Source organism: Rhizobacter sp. SG703 (genome assembly GCF_012275445.1).
Taxonomy (GTDB): domain Bacteria; phylum Pseudomonadota; class Gammaproteobacteria; order Burkholderiales; family Burkholderiaceae_C; genus Rhizobacter.
In genome coordinates this window covers 124,716-137,846 of sequence record NZ_JAAZQK010000015.1, presented here as the reverse complement: position 1 = coordinate 137,846, position 13,131 = coordinate 124,716, and the positions used below count along the sequence as shown (strand labels likewise).

The window sequence follows — 13,131 nt, the reverse complement described above, 5'->3', positions numbered from 1 at the left end:
TTCTATTGTCCCAGCGCTTCCAGGCGCCGATCGACATCGTCGGCAAAGCGCTCTACGAACATGAGGGCTCTGACCTGTTGTGCCGCGGCCGCCCAGTCGTGGCGCTCGTCGAGCGTGGCCTGCAGCGCAGCGAGCGCCTGCCTGCGATGCGATGCCACGTCGTCGGCGAGGGCTTCGACGGCCGGCAGCGCGCCGGCATCGTCGAGCGCTTCGCGCCACTCCATCTGCTGCATCAGGAAGCTGCCCGGCATCGCGGTGTTGTTCTCGGCGTCGATCGCCGCGCCGTTCAGCTCGCACAGGTAGGCGGCGCGTTGCAGCGGGTTCTTGAGCCGCTGCCAGGCCTCGTTGACGCGCACCGCCCATTGCATCGCGATGCGCTGGGCCGACGCGCCTTCGCTGGCGAAGCGGTCGGGGTGCACCTCGGCCTGCAACGCGCGCCAGCGGGCATCGAGCTCGTCGCGGTCGAGCGCGAAACGCCGCGGCAGGCCGAACAGTTCGAAATCGTCGCTATCGAGCTTCATGCAGATTCGGTGGGGAAAGGCGCAGCGGGCCGAGCGCCGGGCCGCCCCAAGCCGGCCCGCATCCCCTCGGGGGATCGGCGGAAGTACCCTTCCGCCGAGGGGCCGTCGTCACTCAGACGCGGAAGGACTCACCGCAACCGCAGCGGTCTTTCTCGCGCGGGTTGCGGAACTTGAACCCCTCGTTCAAGCCCTCGCGCACGAAGTCGAGCTGCGTGCCGTCGATGTACGGCAGGCTCTTCGGGTCGACCAGCACCTTCACGCCGCGGTCTTCGAACACAGCGTCTTCGGGCGCCACGTCGTCGGCGTATTCCAGCTTGTAGGCCAGGCCCGAACAGCCGGTCGTCTTGACGCCCAGCCGGACGCCGACGCCCCTGCCGCGCTTGGTGATGTAGCGCGACACATGGCGTGCCGCGGCTTCGGTCAGCGTGACGGCCATGGCGTCAGTGCGTGGTGGCAGGCGCCGCGGCGCCGGTCTTGGCCTTGTAGTCGTTCACCGCCGCCTTGATCGCGTCTTCGGCCAGGATCGAGCAGTGGATCTTGACCGGCGGCAGCGCCAGTTCTTCGGCGATGTGGGTGTTCTTGATCGTCAGCGCCTCGTCGAGCGACTTGCCCTTGACCCATTCGGTCACCAGCGAGCTCGACGCGATCGCCGAACCGCAGCCGTAGGTCTTGAACTTCGCGTCTTCGATCAGGCCCGTCACCGGGTTGACCTTGATCTGCAGCTTCATCACGTCGCCGCAAGCGGGTGCGCCGACCATGCCGGTTCCCACGGTGTCGTCGCCCTTTTCGAACGAGCCGACGTTGCGCGGGTTCTCGTAGTGTTCAACCACTTTTTCGCTGTAAGCCATTTCAGTGCTCCGTACTTCCTGTCTGCAACTTCAGTGGGCAGCCCACTGAATCGTGCTGATGTCGATGCCGTCCTTGAACATCTCCCACAGCGGCGAGAGTTCACGCAATTTGGCGACGCGGTCTTTCAGCGTCGTGATCACGTAATCGATTTCTTCGGTGGTCGTGAAACGACCGATGGTCATGCGCAGGCTGGAGTGCGCCAGCTCGTCGCTGCGGCCCAGCGCGCGCAGCACATAGCTCGGCTCCAGGCTGGCCGACGTGCAGGCCGACCCCGACGACACCGCGATGCCCTTGATGCCCATGATCAACGATTCGCCTTCGACGAAGTTGAACGACATGTTCACGTTGTGCGGCACGCGCCGTTCGGCATGACCGTTCAGGAAGGTCTGCTCGATGTCCTTCAGGCCGTTGATCAAGCGCTGCTGCAGCATGCGGATGCGCTCGTTGTCGGCGCCCATCTCGGCGCGCGCGATGCGGTAGGCCTCGCCCATGCCGACGATCTGGTGCGTCGCGAGCGTGCCCGAGCGCATGCCGCGCTCGTGGCCGCCACCGTGCATCTGCGCTTCGATGCGCACGCGCGGCTTGCGGCGCACGTACAGCGCGCCGATGCCCTTCGGGCCGTAGGTCTTGTGCGATGCCAGGCTCATCAGGTCGACCGGCAGCGACGCCAGGTCGATCTCCACCTTGCCGGTGGCCTGGGCCGCATCGACGTGGAAGATGATGCCGCGCTCGCGGCACATCGCGCCGATCGCCGGGATGTCCTGGATGACGCCGATCTCGTTGTTGACGAACAGCACCGAGACCAGGATCGTGTCGGCGCGCATCGCCGCGCGCAGCTTGTCGAGGTCGAGCAGGCCGTCTTCCTGCACGTCGAGGTAGGTCACCTCGAAGCCCTGGCGCTCCAGTTCGCGCATCGTGTCGAGCACCGCCTTGTGCTCGGTCTTCAGCGTGATCAGGTGCTTGCCGCGCGTCTTGTAGAACTGCGCCGCGCCTTTCAGCGCCAGGTTGATGGACTCGGTCGCGCCCGAGGTCCAGACGATCTCGCGCGGATCGGCGCCGACCAGTGCCGCGACCTGCTCGCGCGCCTTCTCGACGGCCGCTTCCGCCTCCCACCCCCACGCGTGGCTGCGCGACGCCGGGTTGCCGAAATGCTCGCGCAACCACGGGATCATCGCGTCGACCACGCGCTGGTCCACCGGCGTCGTCGCGCCGTAGTCCATGTAGATCGGGAAATGGGGGGTCATGTCCATGGGAATCAGCTGCAGCGAATGAACGAGATTTGGATGGGCTTACTTCGAGAAGGCAGCGCCGCCGAGTGCGAAGACCGAATTCGGCGCGGTGATCTTGATCGGCTTCACGACCGGCTGCGTCGAGATCGCACGCTTGACCGGCTGTTCCTCGATCGAGATGCCCTTGGCCAGTTGCTCGTCGACCAGCTTGCGCAGCGAGATCGAGTCGAGGTATTCGATCATCTTGGAATTCAGGCTGGCCCACAGGTCGTGCGTCATGCAGCGGCCGGAGTCCTCGCCCATGCAGTTTTCCTTGCCGCCGCAACCGGTGGCATCGATCGGCTCGTCGACCGCGACGATGATGTCGGCGACGGTGATTTCCTCGGATTTGCGACCCAGCGAATAACCGCCGCCGGGGCCGCGGGTGCTTTCGACGAGTCCATGGCGGCGCAGCTTGCCGAACAGCTGCTCGAGATAGGACAGCGAAATCTGCTGACGGGCGCTGATCGCTGCCAGCGCGACCGGGCCCGAAAGCTCACGCAGAGCCAGATCGATCATCGCGGTCACTGCAAAACGGCCTTTGGTGGTCAGACGCATGAAATTCTCCTGAAGCCGATGGCGGCCAACTGTGTCAACGAAGCAGATGAGGGCGATTTCACGCTTGTCGAGTCCCCGCTTGCCTTCCCCGGGGTAACCCTCGGTTGATCCCGAGAGGATTACTCAAGTATAGATGAAACCTAGTTTTTTGGTCGGCATTGGTGCCGAAAGTTCCGTGGGGTTATTCCATCGTTGACGAGGACAGATGCTGGACAAGCCCGTCGCAGGCGTCCTCGACCAGGTCGAGCACATGATCGAAGCCGTCCGGTCCTCCCTGGTAGGGATCTGGCACGGCCGGGCTGGCGAAGCGCACGCCATGCTGCGTCAGCCGCCCCAACTTGGCGCGGTGCTGCGGCGGGCAGCGCTCCTCCAGTTCGGCAAGGTTGTCCCAGTCCATCGCCAAGATGAGGTCGAAACGCTCGAAATCAGCGGCCGTCACGACCCGCGCCCGCAGATTCGCCAGGTCGTAGCCGCGCCGGGCCGCGTGCTTGATCGAGCGCGGATCCGGCGGCTCGCCGCCATGCCACGAGTGCGTGCCGGCCGAGTCGACCGCGACGGCATCGCCCAGGCCGGCCGCGCGCAGCTTGTGGCGCAGCACCGCCTCAGCGGTCGGCGAGCGGCAGATGTTGCCCATGCAGACCATCAGCACCCGCAGCGGCTTCGCCGTCATGCCTTGCCGGCGCCGGCCGCCGGCAGCACCACCACGTTGTCGGTGCCGGGCGCGCCGAAGGCCTGTTCGCGCAGGTGGGCCAGCTGGTCGCGCACGCGGGCGGCCTTCTCGAACTCCAGGTTGCGGGCGTGCTCGAGCATCTGCTTCTCGAGCTGCTTGATGCGCTTGCCGAGGTCCTTCTCGCTCATCGCCTCGACCTCGGCGGTCTCGGCGGCGTTCTTCAGGTCGTCCTTCGCGCCCTTCTCGCTGTAGACGCCGTCGATCAGCTCGCGGATCTGCTTCTTCACGCTGCGCGGGGTGATGCCCTGCTCCAGGTTGTGCTGGATCTGCTTCGCGCGGCGCCGCTCGGTCTCGTCGAGCGCACGGCGCATCGAGTCGGTCATCTTGTCGGCGTACAGGATCGCCTTGCCGTTGATGTTGCGCGCCGCGCGGCCGATGGTCTGGATCAGCGACCGCTCCGCGCGCAGGAAGCCTTCCTTGTCGGCATCGAGGATTGCCACCAGCGACACCTCCGGAATGTCCAACCCTTCGCGCAGCAGGTTGATGCCGACCAGCACGTCGAAGGTGCCCAGGCGCAGATCGCGCAGGATCTCGACCCGCTCCACCGTGTCGATGTCGCTGTGCAGGTAGCGCACCTTGACGCCGTTGTCGCTGAGGTAGTCGGTCAGTTGCTCGGCCATGCGCTTGGTCAGCGTCGTGATCAGCACCCGCTCGTGGATCTCGACGCGGTCGCGGATCTCCTGCAGCACGTCGTCGACCTGGTGCGTGGCCGGCCGCACCTCGACGACCGGGTCGACCAGCCCGGTGGGCCGCACCACCTGCTCGACCACCTGGCCGGCGTTGCGCTTCTCGAAGTCGGCGGGCGTCGCCGAGACGAACACCACCTGGCGCATCTTGCGCTCGAACTCCTCGAACTTGAGCGGCCGGTTGTCGAGTGCCGACGGCAGCCGGAAGCCGTACTCGACCAGCGTGGTCTTGCGCGCGCGGTCGCCGTTGTACATGCCGCCCAGCTGGCCGATCAGCACGTGCGATTCGTCGAGGAACATCAGCGCATCGCGCGGCAGGTAGTCGACCAGCGTCGACGGCGGGTCGCCCGGCGCGGAACCCGACAGGTGGCGCGTGTAGTTCTCGATGCCCTTGCAGTGGCCGATCTCCTGCAGCATCTCCAGGTCGAAGCGGGTGCGCTGCTCCAGCCGCTGCGCCTCGACCAGCTTGCCGTCCTTCACCAGCTCGTCGAGCCGCGTGCGCAGTTCCGCCTTGATGGTGTCGATGGCCGCGACCACGCGGTCGCGCGGCGTCACGTAGTGGCTGGACGGGTAGACGGTGAAGCGCGGGATCTTCTGGCGGATGCGCCCGGTCAGCGGGTCGAACAGTTGCAGCGTCTCGACCTCGTCGTCGAACAGCTCGATGCGGATCGCCAGCTCGGAGTGCTCGGCCGGGAACACGTCGATGGTGTCGCCGCGCACGCGGAAGGTGCCGCGGCTGAAGTCCATCTCGTTGCGCTGGTACTGCATGCGGATCAACTGCGCGATCACGTCGCGCTGGCCCATCTTGTCGCCGGTGCGCAGCGTCATCACCATGCGGTGGTAGTCGCTCGGGTTGCCGATGCCGTAGATCGCACTGACGGTGGCGACGATCACCACGTCGCGCCGCTCCAGCAGGCTCTTGGTGGCACTCAGCCGCATCTGCTCGATGTGCTCGTTGATCGAGCTGTCCTTCTCGATGAACAGGTCGCGCTGCGGCACGTAGGCTTCGGGCTGGTAGTAGTCGTAGTAGCTGACGAAGTACTCGACCGCGTTCTTCGGGAAGAACTCGCGGAATTCGCTGTACAGCTGCGCCGCCAGCGTCTTGTTCGGCGCGAACACGATGGCCGGGCGCCCCATGCGGGCAATCACGTTGGCCATCGTGAAGGTCTTGCCAGAACCGGTGACGCCGAGCAGCGTCTGATAAGTCAGGCCGTCTTCGATGCCTTCGGCCAGCGCGGCGATCGCGGTCGGCTGGTCGCCGGCCGGCGCATAGGGCTGGAACAGCTGGAACGGCGAGTCGGGGAAGGCGACGAACTCGCCTTCGGCTGGCTCGATCACCGGCGTGTCGGCGAGCACGATGTCGGGGCCGCCCCGAGGCGCCTTCGGTGCAAGCTTCGGCGCGGGCTTCGCGACCTGTTTGGGGGCCTGTTGACGGGGCAGGTCTGCCATGGCGATTAAAATCCTCGGGTTTTCCTGTACCGGAAGTGCACAGGGAAATCGGCAAGCCTAGCCCAAATCCCGCATTCGCTCTACTGACAAGGACTGTCCATGACCTCGCTGTTCGCCGCTGTCGAAATGGCACCTCGCGACCCCATCCTCGGCCTGAACGAGCAGTTCAACGCCGACCCGAACCCCGCCAAGGTGAACCTGGGCGTCGGGGTCTACTACGACGACAACGGCAAACTCCCGCTGCTGAAGTGCGTGGCCGAGGCCGAGCGCCAGATGCAGGAATCGCCGAAACCGCGCGGCTACCTGCCGATCGACGGCATCGCCGCCTACGACAAGGCGGTGCAGGGCCTGGTGTTCGGCGCCGACAGCGCGGTGCTGGCGGCGGGCCGCGTCGCCACCGTGCAGGGCCTGGGCGGCACCGGCGGCCTGAAGATCGGTGCCGATTTCCTGAAGCGGGTGAATCCCGCCGCGAAGGTGCTGATCAGCGACCCGAGCTGGGAGAACCACCGCGCGCTGTTCACCAACGCCGGATTCACGGTCGAGACCTATCCGTACTACGACGCGGCCAAGCGCGGCGTCGACGTCGATGGCATGCTGGCCGCGTTGAACGCCGCGCCGGCCGGCACGGTCGTCGTGCTGCACGCCTGCTGCCACAACCCGACCGGCTACGACATCACGCCGGCCGACTGGGCGAAGGTGATCGACGCCGTCAAGGCGCGCGGCCTGGTGGCCTTCCTCGACATGGCCTACCAGGGCTTCGGCGAAGGCATCGCCGAAGACGGCGCGGTGATCGCGCAGTTCGTCGCCGCCGGCATCGACTTCTTCGTCGCGACCTCGTTCTCGAAGAGCTTCTCGCTGTACGGCGAACGCGTCGGCGCGCTCAGCGTGCTGTGCAGCTCGAAGGACGACGCGACCCGCGTGCTGAGCCAGCTGAAGATCGTGATCCGCACCAACTACTCGAACCCGCCGACGCATGGCGCCCAGGTCGTCGCCACCGTGCTGACGACGCCGGCGCTGCGCGCAATGTGGGAAGAAGAACTCGCCGGCATGCGGGTGCGCATCAAGCAGATGCGCACCGCGTTGCTGCAGAAGCTGCAGGCCGCCGGCATCCAGCAGGACATGAGCTTCATCACGCAACAGAAGGGCATGTTCAGCTATTCGGGCCTCGACAAGGACCAGATGCAGCGTTTGCGCAGCGAATTCGGCATCTACGGCGTCGATTCGGGCCGCATCTGCGTCGCGGCGCTGAACAGCAAGAACATCGACGCGGTCGTGTCGGCGATCGCCAAGGTCATCTGACAAAGCGGGTGCAGCTGTCGCCTTCGCGACAGCCGCACCATGTTGGAGGGTGATTCCGACGCTATTCCGGGTTTGCACCAAAGCAGTCCACGGGCACGATCCACATCGCCTGCCTAGAATGCTGCAACGCACAACTTGTGTGAAAGCGATTGCGCGAAGCGGTCGCAAAGGAAACCCGAATGTTGTACCAGTGGTATGAAGCCCAGCGCGCGCTGTTGAGCCCGTTCTCCGAGTTCGCCAGCGCCTCCTCGAAGCTGTACAGCCACCCGCTGTCGCCGTTCACGCACACGCCGATGGCGCAGCGCGTGTCGGCCGGGCTGGACCTGATGCACCGGCTGTCGAAGGAATACGAGAAACCGCAGTTCAACATCACCTCGGTGCGCGTCGGCGCGGTCGATGTCGCGGTGCAGGAGCAGGTGGCGCTCGAGAAACCCTTCTGCCGGCTGCTGCGCTTCAAGCGCTTCACCGACGATTCGCCGGTGCTGGCCGCGATGAAGGACCAGCCGACGGTTCTGGTCGTCGCACCGCTGTCGGGCCACCATTCGACGCTGCTGCGCGACACCGTGAAGGCGCTGCTGCAGGACCACAAGGTCTTCATCACCGACTGGACCGATGCCCGCATGGTCGACCCGGCCGCCGGCGCGTTCCACCTGGACGACTACGTCGCCTACGTGCAGGAGTTCATCCGCCACGTCGGTCCCGAGGTCAACGTGATCTCGGTGTGCCAGCCGACGGTGCCGGTGCTGGCCGCGATCTCGCTGATGGCCAGCCGCGGCGAGCCCACGCCGCGCACGATGACGATGATGGGCGGCCCGATCGACGCCCGCAAAAGCCCGACGGCCGTCAACAACCTGGCGATGAACAAGAGCTACGACTGGTTCGAGAACAACGTGATCTACCGCGTGCCGGTCAACTACCCCGGCGCCGGACGGCGCGTGTACCCGGGCTTCCTGCAGCACAGCGGCTTCATCGCGATGAACCCGGACCGCCACCTGAAGTCGCACTACGACTACTTCATGGACCTGATGCGCGGCGACGACGACAACGCCGACTTCCACCGCACCTTCTACGACGAGTACAACGCGGTTCTCGACATGCCGGCCGAGTACTACCTCGACACCATCAAGACGGTGTTCCAGGACTTCGCGCTGGTCAACGGCACCTGGGAGGTCGACGGCGAGCTGGTGCGCCCGCAGGACATCACGACCAGCGCGCTGCTGACCATCGAAGGCGAGCTCGACGACATCTCCGGCGCCGGGCAGACCAAGGCGGCGCACGAGCTGTGCACCGGCATCCCGAAGTCGCGCCAGTTCCACTACGACGTCGAAGGCGCCGGCCACTACGGCATCTTCTCGGGCCGCCGCTGGCGCGAGAAGGTCTACCCGCAGGTGCGCGACTTCATCGCGTCGCACCAGGCGGAAGTGAAGCAGGCGGCAAGATCCCCCCGGCCGGCCGCCCGCAAGGCCGCTGCGCGCAAGGCGGCCTGACGGCGCCGTGGACCGGGCCACGCTCGCCGACGCCCTCGACGCCGCACTGCCGCAGACGCAGTGCACGCGCTGCGGCTACCCCGACTGCCGACGCTACGCCGAGGCCATCGCCGATGGCGAGGCGGCGATCAACCAATGTCCGCCCGGCGGCGCCGAAGGCATCGCCCGCCTCGCGCGCCTGACCGGCCGGCCGGCGCTCGCACTGAACCCGCTGAACGGCAGCGAAGGCCCGCGCCGCCTCGCGGTGATCGACGAGGCCTGGTGCATCGGCTGCACCCTGTGCCTGAAGGCCTGTCCGGTCGACAGCATCGTCGGCGGGCCGAAGTCGATGCACACCGTGATCGATCCGCTGTGCACCGGCTGCGAACTCTGCATCCCGGTCTGCCCGGTCGACTGCATCTCGCTGGTCGACGCGAGTGCCGGCCGCACCGGCTGGGACGCCTGGAGCCCCGCGCAGGCCGACGAGGCGCGCGAGCGCTTCGATTTCCACCGCGAGCGGCTGGCGCGCGACGAGCAGGAGCGCCAGGCCCGCATGGCCGCCCGCAGCGCGCCTTCGGTGGCGGGCAGCGAGGTGACGACCGTCAAGGCGAGCGTCATCGAAGCCGCGCTGGCCCGCGCGCGCCAGCGCAAGCCCGGCTGACGCCGGCGGCGGCGTGTCGGCGAATTCCTACAGCTGAAATCAGCCGTGTCCTATCCGGACCTCGGGCTGGAACCGACGAGGGCGGCGGACCGGCCCGCCTACGCTTGCGCCACGGGTTGCCGAAGACGGCCGCCCGACACACCGCGCAAGGAGCTGCAATGCATCACGATCGCATCCGGGGCCAGTGGAAGGAGATCAAGGGCCACGCCCGCGAGAACTGGGGCCGCATGACCGGCAACAAGAACGACATCGAACAAGGCCAGCGCGAACGCCACGCCGGCAAGCTGCAGCGCCGCCACGGCGCCTACCAGGACGAGGCACAGGAACAGATCCGCGAGTTGCAGTCGCGCTACTGATCCCGCATCGACAAAGGAGTACCGCCATGCATCGCCTGCTGTTGGCGTTTCTGCTCGTGGCCAGCATGGGCGCCACGCTGTCGCTCACCGCCTGCGACAAGCTCGGTTCGGGCACGCCGAAGCCGACCACCGACCGCCCGCCGGCGGCCAGCGCACCGCCGTGAACGAGGGGCGCGCCGGGATTCCGCGCTGAGGTGCGGGGGTCGACACCGCGGTGCTGCACCGCGGTGCTGACACAATCCCCGGCGATGAACGCCGACCAGATCCCGCCCTTCTTCGCGACGCTCCAGGCTGCCAACCCGCAGCCCAACACCGAACTCGAATACACCAACGTCTTCGAACTGCTGGCAGCAGTGCTGCTGTCGGCCCAGGCCACCGATGTCGGCGTCAACAAGGCGACGCGCAAGCTGTTCGCGCTGGCGCCGACGCCGCAGAAGATGCGCGCGCTCGGGCTCGACGCCATCACCCAGCACATCAAGACCATCGGCCTGTACCGCAACAAGGCGAAGAACCTGTTCGAGACGTGCCGCATCCTGATCGAGGAACATGGCGGCGAGGTGCCCCGCTCGCGCGAGGCGCTGGAGGCGCTGCCGGGCGTCGGCCGCAAGACCGCCAACGTGGTGCTGAACGTCGCATTCGGCGAGCCGACGATGGCGGTCGACACGCACATCTTCCGCGTCAGCAACCGCACCGGGCTTGCGCCGGGCAAGAACCCGCTCGAGGTCGAGATGGGCCTGCTGAAGCGCGTGCCCGAGGCCTACCTCGTCGATGCGCACCACTGGCTGATCCTGCATGGCCGCTACGTGTGCCAGGCGCGCAAGCCGCTGTGCTTCGAATGCGGCGTGATGCCGTACTGCGATTCGCGGCCCGGCGGACCGAACCCGATCTACACCCGCGACGGCAAGGACACCCGCGCGCCGTAAGCCGGCGCCGCCGGCCAGTCGGCCGCGCGGGCCGGCGCGACGCCGTCGTGCACGCAACGCGCGGCGTTGAGCCACCCGGCATGCGCGACGATGCAGGCCTGCGCCGGCAGCTCGTGCAACAGCGCGCGGCAACGCGACAGCAGCTGCGCGACCGACTCGCCGCCGCCCGGCGCGCCGTGCAGGAAATCCGCGCACCACGCATCGACCGGCGCGGCGCCGATGTCGTCCCAGCGGCGGCCGTCCCAGTCGCCGAAATCGAGCTCGCACAGCCGCGCATCGATGCGATGCCGCCAGCCCCAGCGCGCGAGCCAGCGGCCGACATCGGCACAGCGGCGCAGCGGCGAGCTCCACACCACGTGCGCCCAGCCTTCGCGCCGGGCCGCCGCCCGGATGCGATGCGCCAGCCGCTTCGCCTTGCGCCGGTCGACCGCCACGTCGGTGCGCCCGATGCAACGCCCGGCCACGTGTTGCGGCCGCGGGTGGCGCCACGCGTGGAACGCCGTCACGCCCATCGCAAGGCCAGCACCCAGCCCAGCAGGCACAGCAGCTCGGTGATCTGCTGCGTGGCACCCAGCGTGTCGCCGGTGATGCCGCCGAGCCGCCTGTGGAACCAGCGCCCGCAGACCAGCGTGCCGAGCGCCACGCCGGCGAGCCCGATCGCCACGTACGGCCACCACGCCCAGCGCACCGCGAGCAAGCCGGCGCCCACCGCCAGCACCCACGCCAGCGCCACCACGAGCCCGGCGAACGACACCCGCTGCGCCAGCGGTTTCGCCTTGGCCAGCGACACCTCGCCGGCATACGGCAGCACGCGGATCAGCAGCACCGCGGCCGCGCGCGACGCGGTGTGCGCGAGCAGCAGCGCCGGCACCGCCAACGCCATCGGCAGCGCCGACAGCGTCGCCGCCTTCAGCCCGAGCACCAGCACCAGCGCGACCGCGCCATAGCTGCCGATGCGCGAGTCCTTCATGATCTCCAGCGCCCGCTCGCGGCTCACCGCGCCGCCGAGCGCATCGCAGGTGTCGGCCAGCCCGTCTTCATGGAAGGCGCCGGTCAGCCACACGGTCGCCGCGATCGACAGCCACACGCCGATCGCAATGCCGAGGACCTGGCTGCCGACGGCCAGCACCAGCGCCGCGATGACGCCGACGAAGAAACCGACCAACGGGAAATGCCGCGCGCTGGCGTTCAGCCATTCCGGTTCGAAGCCGATCCGCTGCGGCACCGGCACGCGCGTGAAGAACTGCAGCGCGATCGCGACCAGCCGCAATTCGTGCCACAGCGCGTTCAGCATGGCTCAGGCCTCGCTGCGGTCGGAGACGCCGGCCGATTCGAAGCTCGCCATCTCGGCCAGCACGCGCACCGCGCTGCCGAGCAGCGGCCATGCGAGCGCAGCGCCCGAGCCCTCGCCCAGGCGCAGCCCGAGGTCGAGCAGCGGCTCCGCGGCCCCCTGGTGCACCAGCTCGCGCACCATCAGCTGGTGGCCCGGCTCCGCCGAGCGGTGCGCGAGCACGCAGTAACCAGCCAGCGCCGGTGCGAGCCGCACGGCCACCAGCACCGCGGCGCTCGCGATGAACCCGTCGACGACGACGACGCGCCGCTCGGCCGCCGCCTGCAAGGCCGCGCCGGCCAGCATCGCGACCTCGAAGCCGCCGAAAGCCGCCAGCGCGTCCAGTGGCTGCTCTGCGCCGGCATGGCGTTCGAGCACCTGCGCCAGCACCGCGCGCTTGCGAGCCAACCCGGCATCGTCGAGCCCGGTGCCGCGGCCGACGCAGGCGTCGATCGGCTGGCCGGCGAGCCGCGCCAGCAGCAGCGCCGCGCTGGAGCTGTTGCCGATGCCCATCTCGCCCAGCAGCACCGCGTTGCCCGGCAGCTCGTGCACCACCGCCATGCCCGCCGCCAGCGCCTGCCGGCATTGGGCGTCGCTCATCGCCGGCCCGGCCAGCGCATCGGCCGTGCCGCGCGCGACCTTGCGGTCGACCAGCCCCGCGCGCGGCGCGAAGTCGTGCGCGACGCCGGCATCGACCACCGTCAGCGCGAGCCCGTGCTGGCGCGCGAGCACGCTGACCGCCGCGCCGCCGGCGAGGAAGTTCTCGACCATCTGCCAGGTGACGTCGCTCGGAAACGCCGAGACGCCGCGTGCCGCGAGGCCATGGTCGCCGGCGAACACCAGCATCTGCGGCAGCTCGAGCTTCGGCGCCTCGCTTCGCTGGATCAGCCCGAGCTGCAGCGCGAGCGATTCGAGGCGGCCGAGCGAGCCCTGCGGCTTGGTCTTGCGGTCCAGCCGTTGCTGCAGGCGCTGCGCGAGCGCGGTGTCGTGGATCGGTGCGATGGAGGGCAGTTCGAAGCGCATCGGTGAGGGCCT

General features: G+C 68.2%; 16 protein-coding genes. 6 read left to right on the top strand and 10 right to left on the bottom strand.

The window, feature by feature from the left end; genetic code table 11:
• Positions 1-2: 2 nt before the first annotated feature.
• From hscB to uvrB, 7 genes are all read right to left on the bottom strand, one after another.
• Complete coding sequence (hscB, locus tag FHT26_RS26840) at positions 3-521, bottom strand: Fe-S protein assembly co-chaperone HscB (RefSeq protein WP_168563146.1); 519 nt, start codon at positions 519-521, stop codon at positions 3-5.
• Positions 522-633: 112 nt separating this feature from the next.
• Positions 634-957 carry an iron-sulfur cluster assembly protein IscA gene (gene iscA, locus FHT26_RS26835; protein ID WP_168563145.1) on the bottom strand — a complete coding sequence of 108 codons (324 nt, stop codon included), beginning with the start codon at positions 955-957 and terminating at the stop codon, positions 634-636.
• Positions 958-961: 4 nt separating this feature from the next.
• Positions 962-1,369 carry a Fe-S cluster assembly scaffold IscU gene (iscU, locus tag FHT26_RS26830; RefSeq protein ID WP_168563144.1) on the bottom strand — a complete coding sequence of 136 codons (408 nt, stop codon included), beginning with the start codon at positions 1,367-1,369 and terminating at the stop codon, positions 962-964.
• A gap of 30 nt (positions 1,370-1,399) precedes the next feature.
• Positions 1,400-2,614, bottom strand: a complete 1,215-nt coding sequence (locus tag FHT26_RS26825; protein WP_490362814.1) for an IscS subfamily cysteine desulfurase — start codon at positions 2,612-2,614, stop codon at positions 1,400-1,402.
• Positions 2,615-2,659: 45 nt separating this feature from the next.
• Positions 2,660-3,196: a Fe-S cluster assembly transcription factor gene (locus FHT26_RS26820; protein ID WP_056807984.1), complete on the bottom strand. Its 537-nt coding sequence runs from the start codon at positions 3,194-3,196 to the stop codon at positions 2,660-2,662.
• Positions 3,197-3,377: 181 nt separating this feature from the next.
• On the bottom strand, positions 3,378-3,866 hold the full coding sequence (locus FHT26_RS26815; RefSeq protein ID WP_168563142.1) for a low molecular weight protein-tyrosine-phosphatase: 489 nt from the start codon (positions 3,864-3,866) through the stop codon (positions 3,378-3,380).
• Positions 3,863-6,061 carry an excinuclease ABC subunit UvrB gene (gene uvrB / locus FHT26_RS26810; RefSeq protein WP_168563141.1) on the bottom strand — a complete coding sequence of 733 codons (2,199 nt, stop codon included), beginning with the start codon at positions 6,059-6,061 and terminating at the stop codon, positions 3,863-3,865. The genes FHT26_RS26815 and uvrB overlap by 4 nt, the downstream gene beginning before the upstream one ends.
• Before the next feature lie 99 nt (positions 6,062-6,160).
• On the opposite strand from uvrB, the gene FHT26_RS26805 reads away from it, so the two are divergent.
• From FHT26_RS26805 to nth, 6 genes are all read left to right on the top strand, one after another.
• A complete protein-coding gene (locus FHT26_RS26805) occupies positions 6,161-7,360 on the top strand; it encodes an amino acid aminotransferase (RefSeq protein WP_168563140.1) in 1,200 nt (399 codons plus the stop codon).
• 179 nt (positions 7,361-7,539) lie between these two features.
• Positions 7,540-8,847, top strand: coding sequence for a polyhydroxyalkanoate depolymerase (locus FHT26_RS26800; RefSeq protein WP_168563139.1), 1,308 nt, complete (start codon positions 7,540-7,542; stop codon positions 8,845-8,847).
• A gap of 7 nt (positions 8,848-8,854) precedes the next feature.
• Positions 8,855-9,487: an electron transport complex subunit RsxB gene (gene rsxB, locus FHT26_RS26795; protein ID WP_349238232.1), complete on the top strand. Its 633-nt coding sequence runs from the start codon at positions 8,855-8,857 to the stop codon at positions 9,485-9,487.
• A 158-nt stretch (positions 9,488-9,645) separates the two neighbouring features.
• A complete protein-coding gene (locus FHT26_RS26790) occupies positions 9,646-9,843 on the top strand; it encodes a CsbD family protein (protein ID WP_168563138.1) in 198 nt (65 codons plus the stop codon).
• Positions 9,844-9,869: 26 nt separating this feature from the next.
• Entirely contained in the window at positions 9,870-10,007 is a 138-nt protein-coding gene (locus FHT26_RS26785; RefSeq protein ID WP_168563137.1) for a hypothetical protein, read from the top strand.
• A gap of 84 nt (positions 10,008-10,091) precedes the next feature.
• Positions 10,092-10,766, top strand: a complete 675-nt coding sequence (nth, locus tag FHT26_RS26780; protein ID WP_168563136.1) for an endonuclease III — start codon at positions 10,092-10,094, stop codon at positions 10,764-10,766.
• Here the strand turns inward: nth and FHT26_RS26775 are convergent.
• The 3 genes from FHT26_RS26775 to cobT are packed head-to-tail and all read right to left on the bottom strand — an operon-like array spanning position 10,730 to position 13,119.
• Positions 10,730-11,272 carry a histidine phosphatase family protein gene (locus tag FHT26_RS26775; protein ID WP_349238231.1) on the bottom strand — a complete coding sequence of 181 codons (543 nt, stop codon included), beginning with the start codon at positions 11,270-11,272 and terminating at the stop codon, positions 10,730-10,732. The genes nth and FHT26_RS26775 overlap by 37 nt on opposite strands.
• A complete protein-coding gene (gene cobS / locus FHT26_RS26770; RefSeq protein WP_210427613.1) occupies positions 11,269-12,060 on the bottom strand; it encodes an adenosylcobinamide-GDP ribazoletransferase in 792 nt (263 codons plus the stop codon). The genes FHT26_RS26775 and cobS overlap by 4 nt, the downstream gene beginning before the upstream one ends.
• A 3-nt stretch (positions 12,061-12,063) precedes the next feature.
• On the bottom strand, positions 12,064-13,119 hold the full coding sequence (gene cobT, locus FHT26_RS26765) for a nicotinate-nucleotide--dimethylbenzimidazole phosphoribosyltransferase (RefSeq protein ID WP_168563134.1): 1,056 nt from the start codon (positions 13,117-13,119) through the stop codon (positions 12,064-12,066).
• Between the last annotated feature and the right edge of the window lie 12 nt (positions 13,120-13,131).

What these genes read in the sequence shown, in the direction of transcription:
- hscB (WP_168563146.1), bottom strand. Translation starts at nt 521, where the DNA reads ATGAAGCTCGATAGCGACGATTTCGAACTGTTCGGCCTGCCGCGGCGT.
- iscA (WP_168563145.1), bottom strand. Translation starts at nt 957, where the DNA reads ATGGCCGTCACGCTGACCGAAGCCGCGGCACGCCATGTGTCGCGCTAC.
- iscU (WP_168563144.1), bottom strand. Translation starts at nt 1,369, where the DNA reads ATGGCTTACAGCGAAAAAGTGGTTGAACACTACGAGAACCCGCGCAAC.
- FHT26_RS26825 (WP_490362814.1), bottom strand. Translation starts at nt 2,614, where the DNA reads ATGACCCCCCATTTCCCGATCTACATGGACTACGGCGCGACGACGCCG.
- FHT26_RS26820 (WP_056807984.1), bottom strand. Translation starts at nt 3,196, where the DNA reads ATGCGTCTGACCACCAAAGGCCGTTTTGCAGTGACCGCGATGATCGAT.
- FHT26_RS26815 (WP_168563142.1), bottom strand. Translation starts at nt 3,866, where the DNA reads ATGACGGCGAAGCCGCTGCGGGTGCTGATGGTCTGCATGGGCAACATC.
- uvrB (WP_168563141.1), bottom strand. Translation starts at nt 6,061, where the DNA reads ATGGCAGACCTGCCCCGTCAACAGGCCCCCAAACAGGTCGCGAAGCCC.
- FHT26_RS26805 (WP_168563140.1), top strand. Translation starts at nt 6,161, where the DNA reads ATGACCTCGCTGTTCGCCGCTGTCGAAATGGCACCTCGCGACCCCATC.
- FHT26_RS26800 (WP_168563139.1), top strand. Translation starts at nt 7,540, where the DNA reads ATGTTGTACCAGTGGTATGAAGCCCAGCGCGCGCTGTTGAGCCCGTTC.
- FHT26_RS26790 (WP_168563138.1), top strand. Translation starts at nt 9,646, where the DNA reads ATGCATCACGATCGCATCCGGGGCCAGTGGAAGGAGATCAAGGGCCAC.
- FHT26_RS26785 (WP_168563137.1), top strand. Translation starts at nt 9,870, where the DNA reads ATGCATCGCCTGCTGTTGGCGTTTCTGCTCGTGGCCAGCATGGGCGCC.
- nth (WP_168563136.1), top strand. Translation starts at nt 10,092, where the DNA reads ATGAACGCCGACCAGATCCCGCCCTTCTTCGCGACGCTCCAGGCTGCC.
- cobS (WP_210427613.1), bottom strand. Translation starts at nt 12,060, where the DNA reads ATGCTGAACGCGCTGTGGCACGAATTGCGGCTGGTCGCGATCGCGCTG.
- cobT (WP_168563134.1), bottom strand. Translation starts at nt 13,119, where the DNA reads ATGCGCTTCGAACTGCCCTCCATCGCACCGATCCACGACACCGCGCTC.